General features: G+C 67.9%; 19 protein-coding genes. 8 read left to right on the forward strand and 11 right to left on the reverse strand.

Annotated features, from left to right (window positions below; all coding sequences use genetic code 11):
- The first annotated feature begins 23 nt into the window (after nucleotides 1-23).
- The 8 genes from CJ010_RS15700 (at nucleotide 24) to CJ010_RS15735 (ending at nucleotide 7,221) form a co-directional block, all read left to right on the forward strand.
- Nucleotides 24-929 (forward strand): DUF692 domain-containing protein, encoded by a 906-nt coding sequence (locus tag CJ010_RS15700; RefSeq protein WP_141018908.1) that lies wholly within the window; start codon nucleotides 24-26, stop codon nucleotides 927-929.
- Nucleotides 926-1,702: a DUF2063 domain-containing protein gene (locus CJ010_RS15705; RefSeq protein ID WP_205754797.1), complete on the forward strand. Its 777-nt coding sequence runs from the start codon at nucleotides 926-928 to the stop codon at nucleotides 1,700-1,702. The genes CJ010_RS15700 and CJ010_RS15705 overlap by 4 nt, the downstream gene beginning before the upstream one ends.
- Nucleotides 1,699-2,223 (forward strand): DoxX family protein, encoded by a 525-nt coding sequence (locus CJ010_RS15710; protein ID WP_141018909.1) that lies wholly within the window; start codon nucleotides 1,699-1,701, stop codon nucleotides 2,221-2,223. The genes CJ010_RS15705 and CJ010_RS15710 overlap by 4 nt, the downstream gene beginning before the upstream one ends.
- A gap of 146 nt (nucleotides 2,224-2,369) precedes the next feature.
- Nucleotides 2,370-3,008, forward strand: a complete 639-nt coding sequence (locus CJ010_RS15715; RefSeq protein ID WP_141018910.1) for an NAD(P)-dependent oxidoreductase — start codon at nucleotides 2,370-2,372, stop codon at nucleotides 3,006-3,008.
- A 268-nt stretch (nucleotides 3,009-3,276) separates the two neighbouring features.
- Nucleotides 3,277-4,032: a GntR family transcriptional regulator gene (locus tag CJ010_RS15720; RefSeq protein WP_141018911.1), complete on the forward strand. Its 756-nt coding sequence runs from the start codon at nucleotides 3,277-3,279 to the stop codon at nucleotides 4,030-4,032.
- A gap of 57 nt (nucleotides 4,033-4,089) precedes the next feature.
- Nucleotides 4,090-5,106 carry a TRAP transporter substrate-binding protein gene (locus CJ010_RS15725; RefSeq protein WP_141018912.1) on the forward strand — a complete coding sequence of 339 codons (1,017 nt, stop codon included), beginning with the start codon at nucleotides 4,090-4,092 and terminating at the stop codon, nucleotides 5,104-5,106.
- A 35-nt stretch (nucleotides 5,107-5,141) separates the two neighbouring features.
- Nucleotides 5,142-6,194: an aromatic ring-hydroxylating dioxygenase subunit alpha gene (locus CJ010_RS15730; RefSeq protein WP_141018913.1), complete on the forward strand. Its 1,053-nt coding sequence runs from the start codon at nucleotides 5,142-5,144 to the stop codon at nucleotides 6,192-6,194.
- 61 nt (nucleotides 6,195-6,255) lie between these two features.
- The gene (locus CJ010_RS15735) at nucleotides 6,256-7,221 is read left to right on the forward strand and encodes a PDR/VanB family oxidoreductase (RefSeq protein WP_141018914.1); all 966 of its coding nucleotides are present in this window, start codon (nucleotides 6,256-6,258) and stop codon (nucleotides 7,219-7,221) included.
- Between the two features lie 23 nt (nucleotides 7,222-7,244).
- On the opposite strand, the gene CJ010_RS15740 is transcribed toward CJ010_RS15735, so the two are convergent.
- The 11 genes from CJ010_RS15740 to CJ010_RS15790 form a co-directional block, all read right to left on the reverse strand.
- A complete protein-coding gene (locus CJ010_RS15740) occupies nucleotides 7,245-9,401 on the reverse strand; it encodes a TonB-dependent siderophore receptor (RefSeq protein ID WP_240794381.1) in 2,157 nt (718 codons plus the stop codon).
- 140 nt (nucleotides 9,402-9,541) lie between these two features.
- Nucleotides 9,542-11,374 (reverse strand): SLC13 family permease, encoded by a 1,833-nt coding sequence (locus tag CJ010_RS15745; RefSeq protein WP_141018915.1) that lies wholly within the window; start codon nucleotides 11,372-11,374, stop codon nucleotides 9,542-9,544.
- Nucleotides 11,375-11,521: 147 nt separating this feature from the next.
- On the reverse strand, nucleotides 11,522-11,914 hold the full coding sequence (locus tag CJ010_RS15750) for a thioredoxin family protein (protein ID WP_141018916.1): 393 nt from the start codon (nucleotides 11,912-11,914) through the stop codon (nucleotides 11,522-11,524).
- Between the two features lie 218 nt (nucleotides 11,915-12,132).
- Nucleotides 12,133-13,077: an electron transfer flavoprotein subunit alpha/FixB family protein gene (locus tag CJ010_RS15755; RefSeq protein ID WP_141018917.1), complete on the reverse strand. Its 945-nt coding sequence runs from the start codon at nucleotides 13,075-13,077 to the stop codon at nucleotides 12,133-12,135.
- Complete coding sequence (locus CJ010_RS15760) at nucleotides 13,077-13,826, reverse strand: electron transfer flavoprotein subunit beta/FixA family protein (protein WP_141018229.1); 750 nt, start codon at nucleotides 13,824-13,826, stop codon at nucleotides 13,077-13,079. Before CJ010_RS15760 ends, CJ010_RS15755 begins: the two co-directional genes overlap by 1 nt.
- 15 nt (nucleotides 13,827-13,841) lie before the next feature.
- The gene (locus tag CJ010_RS15765) at nucleotides 13,842-14,336 is read right to left on the reverse strand and encodes a MaoC family dehydratase (protein ID WP_141018918.1); all 495 of its coding nucleotides are present in this window, start codon (nucleotides 14,334-14,336) and stop codon (nucleotides 13,842-13,844) included.
- Complete coding sequence (locus CJ010_RS15770) at nucleotides 14,336-16,123, reverse strand: acyl-CoA dehydrogenase (protein WP_141018919.1); 1,788 nt, start codon at nucleotides 16,121-16,123, stop codon at nucleotides 14,336-14,338. The genes CJ010_RS15765 and CJ010_RS15770 overlap by 1 nt, the downstream gene beginning before the upstream one ends.
- 334 nt (nucleotides 16,124-16,457) lie before the next feature.
- The gene (locus tag CJ010_RS15775) at nucleotides 16,458-16,877 is read right to left on the reverse strand and encodes a thioesterase family protein (RefSeq protein ID WP_141018920.1); all 420 of its coding nucleotides are present in this window, start codon (nucleotides 16,875-16,877) and stop codon (nucleotides 16,458-16,460) included.
- 18 nt (nucleotides 16,878-16,895) lie between these two features.
- Nucleotides 16,896-17,663, reverse strand: a complete 768-nt coding sequence (locus CJ010_RS15780) for a 3-hydroxyacyl-CoA dehydrogenase (RefSeq protein WP_141018921.1) — start codon at nucleotides 17,661-17,663, stop codon at nucleotides 16,896-16,898.
- A gap of 169 nt (nucleotides 17,664-17,832) precedes the next feature.
- A complete protein-coding gene (locus CJ010_RS15785; protein WP_141018922.1) occupies nucleotides 17,833-19,092 on the reverse strand; it encodes a thiolase family protein in 1,260 nt (419 codons plus the stop codon).
- Nucleotides 19,089-21,746 (reverse strand): crotonase/enoyl-CoA hydratase family protein, encoded by a 2,658-nt coding sequence (locus tag CJ010_RS15790; RefSeq protein ID WP_141018923.1) that lies wholly within the window; start codon nucleotides 21,744-21,746, stop codon nucleotides 19,089-19,091. The genes CJ010_RS15785 and CJ010_RS15790 overlap by 4 nt, the downstream gene beginning before the upstream one ends.
- Nucleotides 21,747-21,751: the final 5 nt, after the last annotated feature.

Here is a 21,751-nt window from a genome sequence, read left to right on the forward strand (position 1 = left end):
TGAAGCGTAACGGAGTGCCTGCCATGACGACATGCAACTTTCCGCCGGCGGACGCAGGCATTCCCGCGCTGCGCGCCGCCCCGCCGCGCAGCGGCCTGGGCCTCAAGCCCGAGCACTTTCGCACCATCCTCGACACCCTGCCCGAACTCGGCTTTTTCGAGATCCACGCCGAGAATTACATGGTGGACGGCGGGCCTTTCCATCACTACCTGACGCGGATCCGCAGCCGCTACCCCTTGTCCATCCACGGCGTCGGACTGTCCATCGGCGGCCAGGATGCGCTCGACGAGGATCACCTGGACAGGCTCGCTGCGCTGGTCGCGCGCTACGAGCCCCTGCTGTTCTCCGAACACCTCGCCTGGTCCAGCCACGGCGAGGTCTTTCTCAACGACCTGCTGCCGGCCCCTTACGATGCCGCCAGCCTGCAGCGCGTCTGCGATCACATCGACCGCGTGCACGAACGCCTGCGCCGCCGCATGCTGCTGGAAAATCCGGCGACCTATGTCGAATTCGCCGCCTCCACGATGACGGAAGGCGAATTCATCAGCGAGGTCGTCAGGCGTACCGGCTGCGGGCTGCTGCTCGACGTGAACAACGCCTACGTATCGTGCATCAACCACGGCCGCGATCCGGCGACCTTCATCGACACCTTGCCGCTGGCCGCGACGGCGCAGATCCACCTTGCCGGATTCGACCGCGATGCCGATGCGGCTGCCGCCGGCGAGGTGCTGCTGATCGACAGCCACGGCGCGCCGGTCGCCCAGGCGGTGTGGGCGCTGTACCGTTCGGCCCTGCATCGCACCGGGGCGGTCCCGACGCTGATCGAGCGCGACCACGACATCCCCGCATTCCCCGTCCTGCTCGCCGAAGCACGGCGGGCCGAAACACTGCTGCAGGCGGTCGGCGCCGAGCGCGCGGAGTACGCATGATGAATCCGCTGGACGACGTCGCCGCCGCCCTGCTCGACCCCGGCCGGCCCTGCCCCGATGGACTGACGGTCTGGAACGGTTCCGATCCGGCACGACGCTTCCGGGTGTATCGCAACAACGTCGCCATCTCGCTGATCGATGCCCTGGCCGATAGCTTCCCGGTGACGCAGGAACTTGTCGGCGAGGAATTCTTCCGTGCCATGGCGCGCATCTACGCCTATGCCCATCCGCCGCGATCGCCCGTCCTGGCCTTCTACGGCGCCGGCTTTGCCGATTTCATCGACGGCTTTCCGCCCGCCGCCGGACTGCCCTACCTGGCCGATGTCGCCCGACTCGAATATTTACGGGTGCTCGCCTGCCACGCCGCCGACGCGCAGCCGCTGGGCGCCGCCGAGCTGGCCGCCGCACTGGCCGACGAAGCGGCGCTGCCGGCGCTGGGCCTGCGCTTGCATCCCTCACTGCACGTGCTGGCCTCGGCTTCGGCCGTGGTCTCCCTGTGGGCCGCCCACCAGGGCCTGCTCGAACTGTCGGCGGTGGCGCCCGACACCGCGGAAACGGCGCTGATCCTGCGTAACGGAATCGATGTCGAAGTCATGCGCATCGCGCCGGCGGCGGCCAGTTTCATCGCAGTGCTGCAGGCCGGCGGCCCGCTCGGCGAGGCGGCAACAGCGGCGACGGCAGCCGACACCGGCTTCGACCTGGCAGGCGTTCTCGGCCTGCTGCTGCAGAAATCCGCCATCACGGCGCTGACACCCACGAGGAGACAGCCATGAACACGCCCGCCCCAGGCAGCCATGCCGCGCCGGCATCGCCCATCGCCGGACTGATACTCGGCGGCATCGCGCTGCTGTCGCGCATTCCGGATACGCTGATCGCACTGCTGGGGCGCTTCTCCGTCGCCGCGATCTTCTGGAAATCGGGCCAGACGAAGATCGAGGGCTTCGTGCTCGACATCGTCTCCGGCGAGGCCGGGTTCGGCTGGCCGAGGCTGTCGGATTCGGCCATCGAACTGTTCCGCAGCGAATATCGCCTGCCGCTGCTGCCGCCCGAACTCGCCGCGCCGATGGCGGCCGTCGCCGAGCATGTGTTCCCCGCCCTCATCCTGCTCGGGCTGGCGACGCGCTTCTCCGCGCTGGCGCTGCTGGTGATGACCCTGACCATCCAGCTCTTCGTCTATCCGGACGCCTACCCGACCCACGGCGTGTGGGCGACGGTGCTGCTGGTGCTGATCGCCCGCGGCCCCGGTGCGATCTCGCTCGACCACTGGCTGGCCCGGCGCTACGCCCCGCGCTGACCGGCCCGCAGTTCCCGCTGGACGTCGATGGATGCAAACACTGGCTTTCTTCAGATAACAGTAAGTTCCATCTATCGCCGTTTATCGTAACAATCGATCTTGCGATGATGCTGTCACACCAATACATCACTGCAAGAGGTCACACCATGAAGATCGTCATCATCGGCGCCAGCGGCTATGTCGGTTCCGCCCTGCTCGCAGAAGCGCTGGCCCGCGGCCACCAGGTCACCGCCCTGGTCGGCCACCCGGAAAAGCTCGCCGCCAACCCCAATCTCGCCGCGCTGAAGACCGACGTGCTCGACACCGCCACCCTGGTCACCCAGTTGCGCGGCCACGAGGCGGTGATCAGCGCCTTCAGCGGCCACGCCCAGACCGAGGTCTACAACTACTACGTGCAGGGCATCCGCTCCATCATCGATGCCACCAAGGAAGCCGCCGTGCCGCGCCTGCTGGTGGTGGGCGGCGCCGCCAGCCTGGAAGTGGCCCCCGGCGTGCAGCTGCTCGACACCCCGGAATTCCCGGCGCAATGGAAGGAAACCGCCGCCGGCGCGCGCGAGGCGCTCAACATCCTGCGCACCGAGACCCATCTCGACTGGAGCTTCCTCAGCCCCTCGGCCTACCTGGAACCCGGCGAGCGCACCGGCAAGTTCCGCCTCGGCGGCGACCAGCTGCTGGTCGATGCCGCCGGAAAGAGCCACATCTCGCTGCAGGACTACGCCGTGGCGATGATCGATGAGCTGGAAAAGCCGGCGCACAGCCGCAAGCGCTTCACCGTCGGTTACTGAACCTCACCCGCGGCGCGCCAGGCGCCGCCGGCACTTCGAGCTTTCGCGCCCGCCTTCCGGCGGGCGCATTCGTTTACGACTGTCCAGCGGGCGATGGCGGAGCAGTCTGTATACATCATGATGAAAATTTTGCGTTTACATCTCAATTTTCCTGTTTTACGATCATAGTTGTATACACACAGCAGATCCCCCACCCTCTGCGCGTTTCGCGCATGCGGCAACAGGGGGCAAACCGGGCCGCCTTCGGGCGCCTCGCCGAGGAGACACCATGCATACCCCCGCTACCGACACCCACGACGGTTCGGCCTCGCAAACGGTCCGGGCGCAACTGCGCCTGCGCGAAATGATCCTCGACGGCGAACTCCCCGCCGGCGAGCGCGTTTCCGAACCAGTGGTCGCCGAAATCACCGGCATCTCGCGCACACCGATCCGCGCCGCGCTGGTCCGCCTGCAGGAAGAAGGCCTGCTCGAGCCCATTCCTTCCGGCGGCTTCCGCGTGCGCGCCTTCTCGGTGGACGAGATCCGCGACGCCATCGAGATCCGCGGCACGCTCGAAGGGCTGGCCGCCCGCCTCGCCGCCGAGCGCGGCGTGCCCGATGGCGAACTGCGGGCGATGTCGGACTGCGTTGCGCGCATCGACGACGTGCTCGATGCCGGCGATCTCGACGAGGCGCGCTTCGAGCGTTACGTCGATGCCAACGCCCGCTTCCACGAACTGCTGGCCGGCGCCTGTCGCAGCGAGGTGGTGCAGCGCCAGGTAGCGCGCGGCAATGCCCTGCCCTTCGCCTCGCCCAACGGCTTCATCCGCGTCCAGGCCGCCGCGCCCGATGCGCTGCGCACCCTGCTGATCGCCAATGCCCAGCATCGCGCCGTCATCGAGGCCATCGCCGGCCGCGAAGGCGCGCGCGCCGAAGCGCTGATGCGCGAGCACGCCCGCATCGCCCACCGCAACCTGCAGGCCTCGCTGGCCAATCCGCGCGTCATGGACCTGATTCCCGGCGGTCGCCTGATCCGCCAAGGTTAACGCCCTGCCGGCGGCGCAAAGCCGGTCCCCATCCAGAGAGAACAGAGGAGACATCCCATGCAACCGTCCCGCGCATTGCTCGCGGCGCTGGCGTTCGCCGCCGGCCCGGCCTTCGCCCAGCAGGAGCCGGTCGTGCTCAAGCTGGCGCACTCGCTGCCGCCGACTGCCGCCGCCCACACCCGCTTCATCGTGCCCTGGTGCGAGCGCATCGAGGCGGAATCGGCCGGCCGCATGAAATGCCAGATCTACCCGGCGATGTCACTCGGTGGCGCCCCGGCCCAGCTGCTGCAGCAGGCGCGCGACGGCGTGGCCGACATCACGTGGACGCTGCCGGGCTGGACGCCGGGCCGCTTCCCGCTGTCCGAGGTATTCGAGCTGCCCTTCTTCACCTCCGGCCGCGAAGCCTCGTCGCGCGCGCTGTGGGACTTCGTCGAGAAGAACGCGATGAGCGAGTTCGCCGGCGTCAAGCCGATCGCCACCTGGGTGACCGGCCCCTACGTCTTCCACTTCCGCGACAAGCCGGTGAAGTCGCTCGACGATCTCAAGGGCCTCAAGGTGCGCGCGCCGTCCCGCCTGGGCAACAAGATGCTGGCCGCGCTCGGCGTCACCCCGGTCGGCATGCCGGTGCCGCAGATGCCCGAAAGCCTGTCCAAGGGCGTCATCAACGGCGCGCTGGTGCCGTGGGAAGTGGTGCCGCCGACCAAGACGCACGAACTCACCCGCTTCCACGTCGAGGCCGACGGCCCGCGCACGATGCTGTCGTCCACGATGATCTTCGTGATGAACCAGAAGCGCTACGACAGCCTGCCGGCCGACCTGAAGAAGGTGATCGACGCCAACAGCGGCCGCGAGACCTCGGCCTGGATCTCCGCCGCGTTCACGCCCGCCGACGCCGCCGCGCGCGAGATGACGGTGGCGCGCGGCAACACCGTCTATGCGCTCGCCCCGGACGAGATGAAGAAGTGGGAAGCCGCTACCCGCCCGGTCACCGAAGAGTGGATCAAGGAAGTGGCCGACGGCCAGCGGCTCTACACCGAGGCCCGCAACCTGGTCGGCAAATACACCAAGGACTGACACGCGCACCCGCGCACGAGGAGGAGAGACCCGACATGTTCCCGAAAAACGCCTGGTACGTCGCCTGCACCCCCGACGAAATCGACGACAAGCCGCTCGGCCGCAGGATATGCGGCGAGCCCATCGTGTTCTACCGCGGCGAAGCCGGCCGCGTGGCCGCGGTGGAAGACTGGTGCCCGCACCGCGGCGCACCGCTGTCGCTCGGCCGCGTGGTGGAAGGCCGGCTGGTGTGCGGCTACCACGGCCTGGAGATGGGCTGCGACGGCAAGACCGTGGCCATGCCCGGCCAGCGCGTGCGCGGTTTTCCGCCGGTGCGCAGCTACCCGGTGGTGGAACGCCACGGTTTCGTCTGGGTGTGGCCAGGCGACGCCGAGCTGGCCGACCCCGCCGGCATCCACCAGCCCTTCTGGGCGGACAACCCGGCCTGGGCCTATGGCGGCGGCCTTTATCACATCCGCTGCGACTACCGGCTGATGATAGACAACCTGATGGACCTCACCCACGAGACCTACGTCCATTCCACCAGCATCGGCCAGAAGGAGATCGACGAGACGCCCTGCAACACCCGCAGCGAGGGCGACACGGTGATCACCAGCCGCTTCATGAACGGCATCATCCCGCCGCCGTTCTGGCAGGCGGCGCTGCGCGCCAACGGCCTGCCCGACGATCAGCCGGTGGACCGCTGGCAGATCTGCCGCTTCACCCCGCCCAGCCACGTCATGATCGAGGTCGGCGTGGCACTCGCGGGCAAGGGCGGCTACGACGCACCGGCGGAATTCAAGGCGTCGAGCATCGTGGTGGACTACATCACGCCGGAGAGCGAGACCTCGATCTGGTACTTCTGGGGCATGGCGCGCAACTTCCGGCCGGACGATGCCGAACTCACCGCCACCATCCGCGAAGGCCAGGGCAGGATCTTCGCCGAAGACCTGGAAATGCTCGAGCGCCAGCAGGCCAATCTGCTGCAATGGCCGGAACGCGGCCTGCTCAAGCTCAACATCGACGCCGGCGGCGTCCAGGCGCGGCGCGTCATCGACCGGCATATCGCCGCCGAACGCGCCGGCAGCCCGGCCACCGCCCTCGCCTGACCCGGCAACCGTAACGGAGAACCGGCCCGCGGTACCCCTGCCGCGGCCGGCAAACACGACCATGAATCCAGCCACCCTCAGCGTCCGCGTCGCCCGCAAGGCAATGGAGGCGACCGACATCGCCACCTTCGAACTGGTCGAGGCGAGCGGCGCACCGCTCCCGCCCTTCGCCGCCGGCGCCCATATCGACGTGCATCTGCCGAACGGCATCACTCGTCAATACTCGCTGTGCAACGATCCGGGCGAATCCCATCGCTATCTGATCGGCGTGCTGCGCGACCCGGCCTCGCGCGGCGGGTCGCAGGCGATGCACGACACGGTGCACGAAGGCGACCTGCTGCAGATCAGCCCGCCGAAGAACCATTTTCCGCTCGCCCACGAAGCCCGCCGCAGCCTGCTGCTGGCCGGCGGCATCGGCGTGACGCCCATCCTGTGCATGGCCGAACGCCTGGCCGCGATCGGCGCCGGATTCGACATGCACTACTGCACCCGCTCGCCCGACCGCACCGCCTTCCGCCAGCGCATTGCTGGCTCATCCTTCGCCGACCGGGTGAGCTTCCACCACGACGACGGCGCCGCCGGGCAGCGCTTCGACCTCGATGCGGCGGTCGGCCAACCGGAAGACGGCGTGCATCTTTACGTCTGTGGGCCCAAGGGCTTCATGAACGCGGTGCTGGACGGCGCCCGCGCCAAGGGCTGGCCGGAAGCGCAACTGCATTACGAATTCTTCGCCGCCGACCTGCCCGGCGCCGAACACGACACCGCCTTCGAGGTCCAGGTCGCCAGCTCTGGCCGGCGCGTCGGCGTGGCACCCGGCCAGAGCGTGGTGGCGGCGCTCGCCGCCGCCGGCGTGGAGATCCAGACCTCCTGCGAGCAAGGCGTGTGCGGCACCTGCCTCACCCGCGTGCTCGCAGGTACGCCGGACCATCGCGACGCCTACCTCACGCCCGAAGAGCAGGCCGCCAACGACCAGTTCCTGCCCTGCTGTTCGCGTGCGAAATCGCCGCTGCTGGTGCTGGATCTCTGATATGCCGCGCGCCGACGGCCAGCTTACAGATCGATCTTCAGCGCGGCCTTGACCGTGCGCGGCGCGCCTGCCGCCAGCCGGGTGCCGCCGGCGGCCCAGTATTCCTTGTCGGCCAGGTTCTCGACGTTGAGCTGCCACACCGTCCGTTTGCCGAACACGGTGCTGGCGTAGCGCACCCCGGCCCCGTACAGGGTGACCTCGTCCAGCCAGGCCTGGTTGAGGTCGTTCACCGGGCGGCGGCCGGTGTAGTACGCGCCGGCATTCACCGACAGGCCGGGCACCGCGGCGACGTCGTAGCTGAGGAACAGGCTGCCGGTGCGGCGGGCGGCGTTCTCGGGCAGCTTGCCGTCGTAGGCCGGGCCTATGTCGCGGAACTCCGGGTCCAGCCACAGCGCCGAGGCTTGCCAGCCGAGCCGGCGGGTGAGCCGGCCCTGGGCGGCGATTTCCACGCCGCGGTAGTGCTGTTCGCCGTCGGCGGTGTAGATGTTGTCGGCATTGGTGTAATAGCCCGGGCGCTCGATGTCGAACAGCGCCGCCGACACCAGGGTGCCGAAAGGCGCCTGCCAGCGCGCCCCCAGCTCCTTCTGCTTGCTCACCCCCGGCGACATCCGGGTACCGACGTTGGCAGTGCCGGTGGGTGCGGTCTCGCCTTCTTCCAGCCCTTCCGAGTAGGAGGCGTAAACCGAAACCTCGGGTAGCGGCCGATAGACCACCGCTGCCAGCGGCGTGGTCTCGTTCGGGCTGTACGAAACCCCGCCCTGATTACTGTCGTAGCGGGCATGGCGCAGGCCGCCGATAAGCTGCCATTGCGGGCTCAGGGTGATGCGGTCGATAGCGTAGTAGCCGACGTCGCGGGTCTCGTAGGCGGCGGTTGTCGGCGATGTCGGCATCGCGCTCCAGGTAACGCTGCCGGAAATGTCGCGCGGGTGGTAGAGGTTCTGCGAGGCGACGCTGTAGTTCTGCTGGTAGATCGGTTCCTGGTCCTTGCTGGTGTAGCTGGCGCCGACGGTCAGCTCGTGGCGCAGGAAGCCGGTGTCGAAGCTGCCGAACAGTTCGGCGCGGGCCATGTCGGACACCAGCGTCATCTCCTGCGAATTGCCGCGGATGTTGCCGGCACCGGTCGCCACCGCGGCGGCGTTGGTGAAGCGGAAGATGGCGAGCTGGCGCTTGCGTTCCACCTCGGCGTGGCCGGCCTCCAGCGTCAGCGCCCAGTTGTCGGACAGCGCGTAGTCGGCGCGCAGCAAGGCGTGCGTGCTCTCGGCGCGGAAGGTGGACCAGTCGGGCCCCACCAGTTCGGTCGGATCCACTGAGTGCGGCAGGGTGATGACGCCGTTGACCGCGGTCGGCAGCTGCACCCCGGCCTGCTCGGTGACTTCGCGCCGGTCGTACTCGACGTCAGCCTTGATCGTCAGGCTGTCGTTCACCCGCCAGTCGAAGGCAGTAGAGAAGAAGCGGCGCTCGCCGTTGTCCACGCCGTCGAGATAGGAACCGAGCGAACCGCCCGCCGCATTGACCCGCAGGCCGTACTGCTGCTCGTCGCCGAAGCGGCGGCCGACGTCGGCGCTGCCCAGCACGGTACCGTGTGAATCGACCACCAGGCCCAGCGAGGTCACCGGCTCGGCAGTGGCGCGCTCGGTCACCAGGTTGACCACCCCCGCCGGCGAGGTGAAACCGTAATACAAGGCCGAGGCACCCTTCAGCACTTCCACCCGCTCCTTGTTCTCCATCGCCACCTGGGAGAAGTTGAGGTAGGGCAGCGAGCCGTTGATGCGGTAGTTGGTACGGTTCTCCACACCGATGCCGCGGATCACCAGCTGGTCCCAGGTTTCGCCACCGTTCTGCTGGCGGGTGACGCCGGCGGTGTTGCGCAGCGCGTCGTACAAGCCGCTGACGGCCTGCAGCTCCAGCGCCTCGCGCGTCACCACATTGACGGTGGAGGGCACGTCCATGATGTCGGCGCCGCGGAAGGTGCCCGCTTCCACCGTCTCCGGCTTCAAACCGTCGGCGCGCACGCCGGTGATCGTTACCGCCTGCAGTTGCCGAGCGTCCGCGTCCTCGCGCTGCTGGGCGCACACCGTGGCAGCCTGCGGCATCGCCGCCGACAGCAAGGCGATGTGAAGTGCCAGCGGGCGCAGGCGCCCGGAAAACCGGGGGAACTTCGTCGAGGGGAAGTGATGCATGGGGAGGATGTGCCGGATTGAAACGCGGTGGGGGACCGCTGGCCCGGACCGTATATCGGCCGATATTATAATGCGAACAATTCGCATTATAAATTCAGGCTCGTCGCGCCGGCACCTCGGTTTCTACTGCCCTCCCTGCCTCAGAACGGAAACAGCACCGGCAGCAAGCCGACGCAGACCAGCATCACCACCACGGTGAAGGGCACGCCGAGGCGGACGAAATCGCCGAAGCGGTAGTTGCCCGGCCCGAGCACCAGGGTATTCACCGGCGAGGACACCGGCGTCATGAAGGCGGCCGAGGCCGCCAGCGCCACCGTCATGGCGAAGGGATAGGGCGACACGCCGAGCTGGCTGGCCAGGCCGATGCCTATCGGCGCCATCAGCACCGCGGTGGCGGTATTGGAGATGAAGAGCCCGACCACCGCCGTGAGCGCGAACAGCGCCGCCATCACCCCGCGCGGCGAGGCCTCGCCGGTGAGCGAGAGCAGCCCGCCCACCAGGTAGTCGATGCCGCCGGTCTTCTGCAGCGCGGTGGCGAAGGGCAGCATGCCGACGATGAGGATGAGGCTCTGCCAGTGGATGCTGCGGTAGGCGCTGTCCATGTCGATGCAGCGCAAGGCGCCCATCAGCAGGCAGCCGATCAGCGCCGCGATCACGTTGGGCACCACGCCGCCTATCATCAGCACGACGGTGATCGCCAGGCAGGCCAGCGCGTGCGGCACGCGACGCGCGGCCGGCGCCGCCTCGTCCATCTCGGCCGGCAAGGTCAGCACCAGGAAGTCGTGTGCCTGAGTGTGCAGCAGGCGGATCGACTTCCAGGTGCCGGCAATCAGCAGGGTGTCGCCCATCTTCAGCTTCTCGTGCAGCAGATCCTCCACCAGCGGGTGGCCGTGGCGGCGCAGACCCATGACGTTGATGCCGCGCTGCGAGCGCATGCGCAGTTCGAGGATGGACTTGCCGATCAAGGTGGAGTCGGGCGGGATCAGCACTTCGGCCAGGCCAAGTTCGCGCGAGAGATCGGAAAAGTAGTCGTCGCGGAAAGCGCGGTCCTGCAGCTTCATCTCGCCGGCAAAGCGCGCGATGCCCTCCTCGCCGTGGGCAAAGTCGATCAGCATGACGTCGCCGGCGCAGATTTCGCGGTTGGCGGCAGTGGTCAGCATCACCCGGCCGAACTGGCGCTGACGCTCGATGGCGACGATGTTGGCGCCGTAGTGCGCACGCAGCTGCAGTTCGCCCAGGGTGTGGCCTATCATCGGCGAGCCGCTGGCCACCATCATGCGGCGGGTGCGGTTGAAGAGGCTGTATTCCTCGGCCAGCTCGCGCAACCGCCGCCGGCGGCGCTTCGCCTCCGGCTGCACCTCGGGCCTGCCGCCCAGCCAGTGCCGCGCCACCAGCATGTAAGCGATGCCGAGCGCGAGGATGGTCAGCCCGGCCGGGGTGAAATCGAAGAAGCCGAAGCCGGCATGGCCGTAGCGGTGCAGCTCGGCATTCACCACCAGATTGGGCGGCGTGCCGACCAGGGTGAGCATGCCGCTCATCAGCGCGGCGAAAGCCAGCGGCATCATCAGCCGTCGCGGCGCAGACCCGATGCGCGCGGCGATGCTTACCGCGACCGGGATGAAGATGGCAACCACGCCGGTCGAACTCATCACCGAACCGAGGCCGGCCACCGCCAGCATCAACAGGACGAGCAGGCGGGTTTCGCTGCTGCCGGCACGCGCCACCAGCCAGTCGCCCACCCGGTAGGCCACACCGGTGCGCACCAGCCCCTCACCGATGACGAAGAAGGCAGCGATCAGGATCACGCTGGGCTCGCTGAAGCCGGCCAGCGCCTCGTCCACGGTCAGCGTGCCGCCGAGCACCAGCGCCAGCAAGGCGGCGAGCGCCACCACGTCCATGCGCGGACGGTTGGCGATGAAGCAGCCGACGCACAGCGCCAGCAGCCCGAAGACGCCGAGCATTTCAGGATTCATATTCCACGGGAGCCAGGAATAACCGCCGGCATGCGTTCGCCAAGCGGGTCGTCAGGGAGGCGGGTTCAGGCCGCAAGCATATGCGAGATGCGCCGGCACAGGGCGCGGCATCGATGGGCGCGATGCGCGCACGGCGGCACGCGGAAATCAGCCCGCGCGCAGCACCTCGTCGGCGAAGGCCTGCACCTCCTCGGGAATCTCGGCCAGCGGTGCGCGCGCGCCTTCGCTCGCACGCAGCAGTTGCACCACGACATGCGCCTGCGGCAGGGTCACGCCGTAATAAAGCGCTTCACCGTCGCGGAAGATGGCCAGCGTCGGGAAGTTCTCGACGTCCACATCGCCGGCGAGATCGGCATCGTCCTCGATGTCCGCCCAGGCAAACACCGTCTGCGGCCGCTCGGCGGCGAGCGCATCTAGCAGGGGGCGGAACTCGCGGCAGGTGCCGCACCAGGCGGCACAGAAGGATACGACCACCAGGGCGGAGGCCGGCGTGGCCTGCAGGTGCTCGGCAAGTTGGCTGACTGGAACGACGGCGGACATTGCGGCTGCGCACAAGATGACGGGAAGGCGCGTACTTTGGACCAAAACGCCGCACTCGCCTACCCCGAACCCGTACTTTCCATAGGGTTTTCGGATCTATGTCGGTACGACGAAAAAAATGCCCACCCGATGTACAAGGCAGTCGGGTGGGCATGGAACCAGCAGGCGCAAGAGAAAGAGGAGACTCGCCCGCCGGGGGAAGCGTGCGGCAGGGCCGCTCAGAGCGCGCCGGTCAGTTCCGGCACCACCTCGAACAGATCGCCCACCAGGCCGTAATCCGCTACCTGGAAGATGGGCGCCTCCGGGTCCTTGTTGATCGCCACGATCACCTTGGATTCCTTCATGCCGGCCAGGTGCTGGATGGCACCCGAGATGCCGACCGCGATGTAGAGCTGCGGCGCGACGATCTTGCCGGTCTGGCCGACCTGGTAGTCGTTGGGGACGTAGCCCGCATCGACCGCGGCGCGGGAAGCGCCGAGCGCGGCGCCGAGCTTGTCGGCGAGCGGTTCGAGCAGCCTGGTGTAGTTCTCGCCGCTGCCCAGGCCGCGGCCGCCGGAGACGATGATCTTCGCGGCGCCGAGTTCGGGACGCGCGCTCTTGGTGATCTCGCGGCCGACCAGGCTCGATTGGCCCGCATCGGCGGCGGTGGCGACCGCTTCGATCGCGGCCGCGCCGCCTTCCGCCGCTGCGGCTTCGAAGGCGGTGGTGCGCACGGTGATGACCTTGAGCGCATCGGCGCTCTTGACGGTGGCCAGCGCGTTGCCGGCGTAGATCGGGCGCACGAAGGTGTCTGGGGATTCGATGCCGACGATGTCGCTGATCTGCGCGACGTCGAGCAGCGCAGCCACGCGCGGCAGCGTGTTCTTGCCGGCCGAGGTGGCCGGGGCCAGCACGTGGCTGTAGTCGCTGGCGAGGTTCTTCAGCAGCGTCGACACGTTCTCGGCAAGCTGGGCGTCCAGCTGCGGGGCGTCGGCCACCAGCACCTTGGCCACGCCGGCGAGCTTGGCTGCGGCTTCGGCCGCGGCGGCGCAGTTGCTGCCGGCGACCAGCACGTGGATCTCGGTTGCCAACATTCCGCCAATCTTGGCGGCAGCCGTCACCGTGTTGAGCGTGGCGGCCTTGATCGTTTGGTTGTCGTGTTCGGCGAGTACGAGTATGGCCATCAGAGCACCTTCGCTTCGTTCTTGAGTTTGTCGACCAGCTGGGCCACATCGGCCACCCGCACCCCGGCGCTGCGCTTGGGCGGCTCGCTCACTTTCAGCGTGGTCAACCGCGGCGCGACATCGACGCCCAGGTCGGCCGGCTTCACCGTGTCGAGCGGCTTCTTCTTCGCCTTCATGATGTTGGGGAGCGTCGCGTAGCGCGGCTCGTTCAGGCGCAGGTCGGTGGTCACCACCGCCGGCAAGCTGATCGCCACGGTTTCGAGACCGCCGTCGATTTCGCGGGTCACCGTCGCTTTGCCGTCGGCGAGCGTGAGCTTCGAAGCGAAGGTCGCCTGCGGCCAGCCCTTCAAGGCAGCCAGCATCTGGCCGGTCTGGTTGGCGTCGTCGTCGATCGCCTGCTTGCCGCAGATCACCAGCGTCGGCGCTTCCTTGTCGCACAAGGCCTTGAGCAGTTTCGCCACCGCGAGCGGCTGCAGTTCGACGTCCGTTTCCACCAGGATGCCGCGGTCCGCGCCGATCGCCATCGCTGCGCGCAGCGTCTCCTGGCAGGCCGCCACGCCGCAGCTCACCGCGACCACCTCGGTGGCCACGCCCGCTTCCTTCAGACGCACCGCTTCTTCAACCGCGATCTCGTCGAACGGGTTCATGCTCATCTTCACATTGGCCAGGTCGACACCGCTGCCGTCCGCCTTCACACGGACCTTCACGTTGTAGTCGACCACGCGCTTCACAGGCACCAGGATCTTCATCGTTCTCTTCTCGTTTCAGTCTGTCTTGTCGGTCAGGTAGCGGACGATCAGGTCGAACACCGCGGCCGGCTTGTCCCCGCCCTCGCCTTCCACCGTCACCGCCCAGTCGGCCTGGCCGCCGTCGGGGCGCGGCGTCCATTGCTTGAGCGCGATCCGCGCCCGCACCCGGCCGCCGGCCGGCGTCGGCGACACGAAGCGCACCCGGTCGAGACCGTAGATCATCGCCATGCCGGCACCGTCGACCCTGACCGCCTCCAGCATCGATGCCGCGGCGGCGGAGATCACCAGGAAGCCGTGGGCGATGGTGCCGCCGAAGGGCGATTCGGTCTTTGCCCGCTCGACATCCACATGAATCCACTGGTGGTCGCCGGTAACGTCGGCGAAACCGGCGATGCAAGGCTGATCCAGCGTCAGCCAGCGGCCGACCGCGACCTCGTGCCCTACCGCCGCGGCGAGTTCGGCCAGCGAGGCGAAGTGCGCGGTCTGCAGGCCGGGTTCCAGGACGTCCATCAGAAGGCGCTGTCGTCGAAACGGATCAACGCCCCGCCCGCCTCGCACACGGTGGCGGCGTTGGCCGCCGCCTGCGGGCCGACCGTCGCCAGGTAGAAGCGGGCGAGTTCGATCAGGCTGGCGTGATAGGCGGCGTCGCCTTCGCCCGCCACGATGCGGCGGCGCGCCGCCTGCGCGGCGCGCGCCAGCTGCCAGCCGCCGACCACGGTGCCGAGCAGGTAGAGGAAGGGCACCGCGCCCGCCAGCACGTCGGCCAGCCGGTCCTTGCCGTTGGCGAGCACCCAGTCGGCGGCGGTTTCGAGCGCGTCGATGGTCTCGGCGAAGGCATCGGCGATGTCGGCCAGTTGGTCATCCTCGCGCAGCGCCAGCACGGTGGCGCTCAGATCGGCGATCAGCTCGCGCAAGGTGGCGCCGTTCTCGCGCAGGATCTTGCGGCCGATCAGGTCGTTGGCCTGGATGCCGGTGGTGCCTTCGTAGATGGTGATGATGCGGGCGTCGCGGAAGAACTGGGCGATGCCGGTCTCCTCTACGAAGCCCATGCCGCCGAAGACCTGGATGGCCTCGTCGCAGACGTCGTTGCCGAGCTCGGTGCACCAGCCCTTGGCCACCGGCATCAGCAGGTCCACAAAGCGCTTGTACTTGTCGGCCACCGCCTTGTCCGGGCTGTGGTGGGCGAAGTCGAACCAGCCGGCGGCGGTGTACAGCAGCGCGCGCATCGCCATCACCCGCGCGCGCATGCCCAGCAGCATGCGCTTGACGTCGGGGTGGTGGATGATCGGCTTGCCGGCCTCGCCGGTCACCGCGTCGCGGCCCTGCACCCGGTCGCGGGCATAACCGAGGGCGAACTGGTAGGCGCGCTCGGCCAGGCCGGCGCCCTGCACGCCGACGCCGAAGCGGGCCTCGTTCATCATGATGAACATGGTCTCGAGCCCGCGGTTGGGCTGCCCCACCAGGTAGCCGACCGCCCCGCCGTTGTCGCCGTAACTCATGGTGCAGGTGGGGCTGCCGTGGATGCCCATCTTGTGCTCGATGGAGATGCAGCGCACATCGTTCCTGTCGCCCAGGCTGCCGTCGGCATTCACCAGGTACTTGGGCACGATGAACAGCGACAGCCCCTTCACCCCGGCCGGTGCGTCCGGCAGGCGGGCCAGCACCAGATGCACGATGTTGGGGGTGAGTTCGTGTTCGCCGTAGGAGATGAAGATCTTCTGGCCGAACAGGCGATAGCTGCCGTCGGCCGCGGGTTCGGCGCGCGCGCGGGTGGCGGCGAGGTCGGAGCCGGCCTGCGGTTCGGTGAGGTTCATCGTGCTGCCCCACTCGCCGCTCACCACCTTGTGCAGCCAGGTCTGCTTCTGCTCCTCGGTGGCAGCGATCAGCAGCGCCTCGGCCTGGCCGACGTTCAACTGCGGCAGCATGGTGAAGGCCATGTTGGTGGAGAACCACATCTCCCACACCGGCGTGGACACCAGCTTGGGCAAACCCTGGCCGCCGAACTCGGTGGGCAGCGACAGCCCGATCCAGCCGGATTCGCTGAACTGGGTGTAGGCCTCCTGCCAGCCGTCCGGCGCAATCACCTTGCCGTCTTCCAGCCGGCACCCCTGCTCGTCGCCCTGACGGTTGATCGGCGCCAGCACACCGGCGGCGAACTTGCCGGCTTCTTCGAGGATGGCGGCGACCAGATCGGGCGAGGCTTCCTCGCAGCCGGGCAACGCGCCGACTGCGTCAAGCCCGGCGAGCTCCGTCAGGATGAACTGCATGTCCCGCAGGGGGGCGGTGTAGTCGAACATGGTGGGAGTCTCCTTGTGGTGCTTTTTTGGGTATTCAGGTGGTGCTTGGGCTGTCTTGTCGCGGAGGTGCGTGAGCGCTGCAGGGTTTGTCCCTCCCCTTTCAAGGGGGGCGTAGCCGGGGTTTCGGCAAGCACTGCTTGCCGCCGGCGGAGCGGCGAGGCGAAGCCGAGACTACTGGCTAGGAGGGAGATGGGTTTGGAGTTAGCGCCGCGCCAACCCCATCCCCACCCCAACCCGGTAGCCGGTGCCAGGAGGCACCGTCGTTCGGCCGGCGGCGAGCAGTGCTCGCCGAAACCCCGTCCTCACCCCCTCGAAGGGGAGGGAGCAAACTCCCCTACTCACACGCTGCCCGAATATCCTCCGGAATCGGCACCGCCTTGATGCGCAGCGGGTTCTCCGGGTCCTGGATGGCGAACACCCGCACCTCCCGCCCCTCACACAACACCGTGTCACCGCGGCGGGCGACGTGGCGCATCACGAAGCTCTTGTTGTTCCAGGTCTCCACCGAGGACTCGATCTCGATGTCCTCGCCGTAGGTGGCGGAATTCATGAACTTGCCCTGCACGTCCACCAGCGGCGTGCCGATGATGCCGCGCTGGGCCTTGGTGTCGCGCCAGCTGGGCACGCCGCATGCGGTGAAGAACTCGCGGCTGGCGGTGTCGAACCACTTGAAGTAGTTGGCGAAGAAGACGATTTCCGCCGGGTCGCAATCGGAGAAGGCGATGCGCATGCGGTAGATGTTGCTGCGGGCCATGGTCGTGTCGTGTGTGGGTTAGCGGGGCGCGAGGCGCACGGCGCCGTCGAGGCGGATGGTTTCGCCGTTGAGCATGACGTTGTCGACGATGCTGACGGCGAGCTTGGCGAATTCGTCCGGTTCGCCGAGGCGCTGCGGGAAGGGCGTGGCCTCGCCGAGCGACTTCTGCACTTCCGGCGGCAGGCCGCGCATCATCGGGGTGATGAAGAGGCCGGGGGCGATGGTCATCACGCGGATGCCGAAGCGCGCCAGCTCGCGCGCGATCGGCAGCGTCATCGAGACGATGCCGCCCTTCGACGCCGAGTACGCCGCCTGGCCGATCTGGCCGTCGTAGGCGGCGACCGAGGCGGTGTTGATGATGACGCCGCGCTCGCCGTCGGCCTGCGGCTCGCCCTTGCTCATGGCTTCCGACGCCAGCCGGATCATGTTGAAGGTGCCGATCAGGTTGATCTGGATGCAGCGCGCGAAGTCGCCCAGCGGCATCACGCCATCCTTGGGCAGCACCTTGCCGGCGGTGCCGACACCAGCGCAGTTCACCAGCCCCTGCAGGCCGCCGAAGCGGCTCAGCGCGGTGTCGACCGCCGCCTTGGCATCGGCCTCGTCGGCGACGTTGGTGCGGCAGAAGACGGCGCGGCTACCGAGCTCGGCGGCGAGCTTTTCGCCTTGCTCGACGTTGAGATCGGCGATCACGACCTTGGCGCCCTGGGCGTGGAAGGCACGCACGGTGGCTTCGCCGAGGCCGGAGGCACCGCCGGTGACGATGAAGGTGTTGTTGTCGAATTTCATATGTACTCCCCTGCCCGCTCATCAGGCTGGCAATCAAATACGTGAGGGTTTGTTCCGTAGGGTCTTGTTCCTCCCCCTTCAAGGGGGAGGCTAGGAGGGGGATGGGGTTCTTCGGCGCCTATCTGACCCCATCCCCACCCCAACCCTCCCCTTGAAGGGGAGGGAGCAGTCAGCCCGCGTTCTCCACCACGATCGCCACGCCCTGCCCGCCGCCGGCGCAGGCCGACGACACGCCGTACTGCACCCCCGCTTCCTTCAGCTCGCGCGCCACGGTCGTCGTCAGACGCACGCCCGAGGCCCCCAGCGGATGCCCGATGGCGATGGCGCCGCCATGCACGTTGCCGCGCTCGGTGTCGAAACCGAGTTCGCGCTGGCAGGCGAGGTACTGGGCGCCGAAGGCTTCGTTGATCTCGATGCGGCCGAGATCGCCGACGGTCAGGCCGGCGGTCTTGGCCGCGGCACGGATCGCCGGGGCCGGGCCGATGCCCATGATTTCCGGCGGCACCGCCACAGCGGCGCCGGCGACGATGCGCGCCAACGGCTTGATGCCGTTTGCCCGCACCCAGTCGCCGTGGGCCACGATCACCGCGGCCGCGCCGTCGACGATGGCCGAGCTGTTGCCGCCGGTCTGCACGCCGCCGAAGGCGGGTTTGAGCTTCTGCAGGGTCTCGAAGGAGGTGGCACGCACATGGCCGTCGCGCTCGCAGCGCTCGGCACGGTCGGCGAGCTTGAGGCCGCGGCTGTTGTAGCCTTCCAGATCCCACTTGCTGTTCACCACCGCGCTCACTTCGCCGTCGAAGTAGCCGGACTCCCAGCCCGCCACCGCGCGCGCGAAGCTCAGCTCGGCAAAGCGGTCGACTTCCTCGCGGCTGATGCCGTAGCGCTTGGCGAGGTTCTCGGCGGTGTCGCCCATGCTGCCGCCGAAGGACGTGTCCTTGGTCGCTTCCCATAGGAAGTCGCGGAAATCGACCTGGCCCATGCGGAAGCCGGCACGGTGGGTGTAGGCGGCCACCGGGTTGCGCGACATCGACTCGGTGCCGACCGCAAGCGCCACCTTGGCCTTGCCGAGCTTGATCTGGTCGGCGGCGGTGAGGATGGCCTCGAAACCGGTGCCGCACAGGCGCTGCACCAGCACCGCCGGCACGTTGGGATTGACGCCCGAATACAGGCCGATCTGGCGCGGCATGAAGTAGGCGTCGAAGCTCGCCTGCGCCATGTTGCCGGCGATGATGGCCTGGATGGCCGAGGCCGGAATGCCGCTCTTCTCGAACAGCGCGCGCGCGGCGTAGATGGCGAGGTCGGTGGGCGAAACGTCGCGCAGCACGCCGTTGTAGTCGGCGAAGGGCGTGCGCTGGCCGGCCACCAGCCAGATGTCGTCGTAGGAAGTCGTCAGCGCGGCGGCTTCGGATGCGGAGTACGGATTGCTCATTTTTGCGGTCCCTTGCCTTTGCGGGTGAGGAAGTGGCCGATGCGCTCGGCGACTTCGGGGCTGGTCTGGGTCAGTGCGGCGGTCAGCGATTCGACGAAGAAGCCGTCGTCGGTGGCCATGTTGTCGATGCGGGAGATGGCGGACACCATCGCCCAGTTAGCCATCGGCGCGTTCTCGGCAATGCGGCGGGCAAGTTGCTGCGCCTTCGCCAGCGCTTCGCCGGGGCCGACCAGGTAGTGGGCGAGGCCAAGGCGCAGGCCTTCGTCGGCGTCGAGGATGCGGCCGGTCAGCATCATTTCGCACATGCGGCCGGGGCCGATGATCTTGGCCACCCGCACCGAGGCGCCGCCGCCGACGAAGATGCCGTGGCGGCCTTCGGGCAGCTGGTAGATGGTGTTGGGTTCGGAGACGCGCACATGGGTGGCGGTGGCCAGCTCCAGCCCGCCGCCGATCACCGCGCCCTGCATCGCGGCGATCACCGGGATACCGCCGTTCTGGATGCGGTCGAAGATGCGGTGCCAGCCGCGCGAATGCAGCATCACGCCGAAGGGTTCGCGGTGCTGGTGTTCGGACAGATCCAGCCCGGCGCAGAAGTGCTCGCCCTCGCCCGCCAGGATGATCGCGCGGGTGCCTTCCGGCGTGGCGATCAGCGCGGCTTCGAGCGCGGCCAGCAGGCGGTCGCTCACCGCGTTACGCTTCTCCGGGCGCGCCAGGGTGATGGTGTAAATGCTGTCCTCGACCGAAGTCTTGACCAGTTGTTCGCTCATTCTCATTTTCCTCGGGGGCTCAGAGGGGAAATGGACGGTGATCACCGTCTTGTCCACCACGTCCTGGTACAGGTACTCGACCAGGTCTGCACGGCGGTTGAGCACCAGGCGCTGGTTGATGTAACCCTTGTCGGTGATCTCGCCCGCCTCGACCGACGGCGGTTCGGCCATCAGCAGCGCGCGCGAGGGATAGGTGGAGGAGCCGCCGCCGATCTGCTTCATCAGCGCCATGCCCTGGCGCACGCGCTGACGCACCGCCGGGTTCATCAGCAGGTCGATGATGTCGGCGTCGGGCGGCAGGTCCGGGCACAGCGTCCGGCATTCCGGAATGTTGGGGAACACCAGGAAGCCGATCTCGTCGCGGTCGTGGCCAGTCACCACGATGTCCTGCGCCACCGGCTTCATCGCGTCGATGCCGGCCACGCGCAGCGAGCCGACGTGCACCCAGGTGCCGGTGAGCAGCTTGAAGTCCTCGCCGACACGGCCGTCGAACAGCAGGCCCTTCTCCGGGCAGGCTTCATCGACGAACTCCACGGCGTCGCCGATCAGGTAATAGCCTTCGTCGTCGAAGGACTTGGCGGTGATGTCGGGCTGCTTCCAGTAGCCGGGGAAGATGTTCGGGCCTTTCACCCGCACTTCCAGCTTGTCGGCCGAGGGCACCAGCTTCAGCGCGGTACCCGGCACCGGCACGCCGATCACGCCCGGGCGCTCGGCCTCGAAGTGGCAGTCGGTGCACATCGGCGCGGTCTCGGTCGAGCCCCACGACGACACCATGGTCACCTTGTGGCCGGTGGTCTGCTCGGAGAGATCCTCCAGGCCTTCCCACAGGTGGTGCGGCAGCGCGGCACCGGCGTAGAAGATCAGGTTGAGGCGTGCGAAGAAGGTTTCGCGCAGCTGCTTGTCCTCGCGCAGCAGCGGCACCAGCATGTCGTAGGCACGTGGCACGTTGAAATACACCGTGGGCGAGATCTCCTTGAGATTCTTCACGGTCTTGTCCAGCCCGGCCGGGGTCGGCTTGCCATCGTCGATCCAGATGGTGCCGCCCCAGCGCAGGATCATGTTGAGGTTGTGGTTGCTGCCGAAGGTGTGGCTCCACGGCAGCCATTCCACCAGCACCGGCCGGTTTTCCTTGAGGAAGGGCCACACCAACTCCTTGGCGAGCTGGTTGGAGCACATCATGCGCTGGGTGTTGATCACCGCCTTGGGCACGCCGACCGAGCCGGAGGTGAACAGGAACTTGGCGATGGTGTCGGGGGTGATCGCGTTGAACGCCGCCATCACCGCCGCTTCGTCCGGCGCCACTTCGATTTCGGCGAAGGGCACGGTCCCTTCGGTGGGCTGGCTGTTGCGGCCGGCGATCACCACGCCGTCGTGCAGCTCGCGGATCGCCGCCAGCGCCGGGCCGAACTTCTCTACCGGGTCGGCGAAGATTACGCCCGGACGCAGCAGCTCGATGTTGCCCTTGAGCTTGGCGTGGTCCTTGGACATCAGCGAGTTGCCCGGCGAGATCGAGCTCACCGGCACGCCGACGTGCATCGCCGCCAGCATCAGCAGCGCGTGCTCGATCGAGTTGTCCGACAGGATCACCACCGGCCGCTCGACCGACAGGTTCTGATTGAGCAGCCAGGTAGCGATGCCGACCACCCGGCGGCGGGTCTCGCCCCAGGTGATCTTGCGCCACTCGCCCGTGGTCGCGTCGCGTTCGGCGAGGAAGAGCTGGTCGGGCGTTTCCTTGCCCCACTTCTCCACCCATTCGCCGACGCAGCGGGCATAGGCGTCGGGAAGCGGAATCCCGGACCGCAGGATGCGCGAACCATCGCCGCGCGTTTCGACATTGACGACCGGCTTGGCAAACATCCGGCCAACGTCACGAATTACCGTTTCCATAGGAT

The sequence above is a fragment of the Azoarcus sp. DD4 genome (assembly GCF_006496635.1).
Classification (GTDB): domain Bacteria; phylum Pseudomonadota; class Gammaproteobacteria; order Burkholderiales; family Rhodocyclaceae; genus Azoarcus.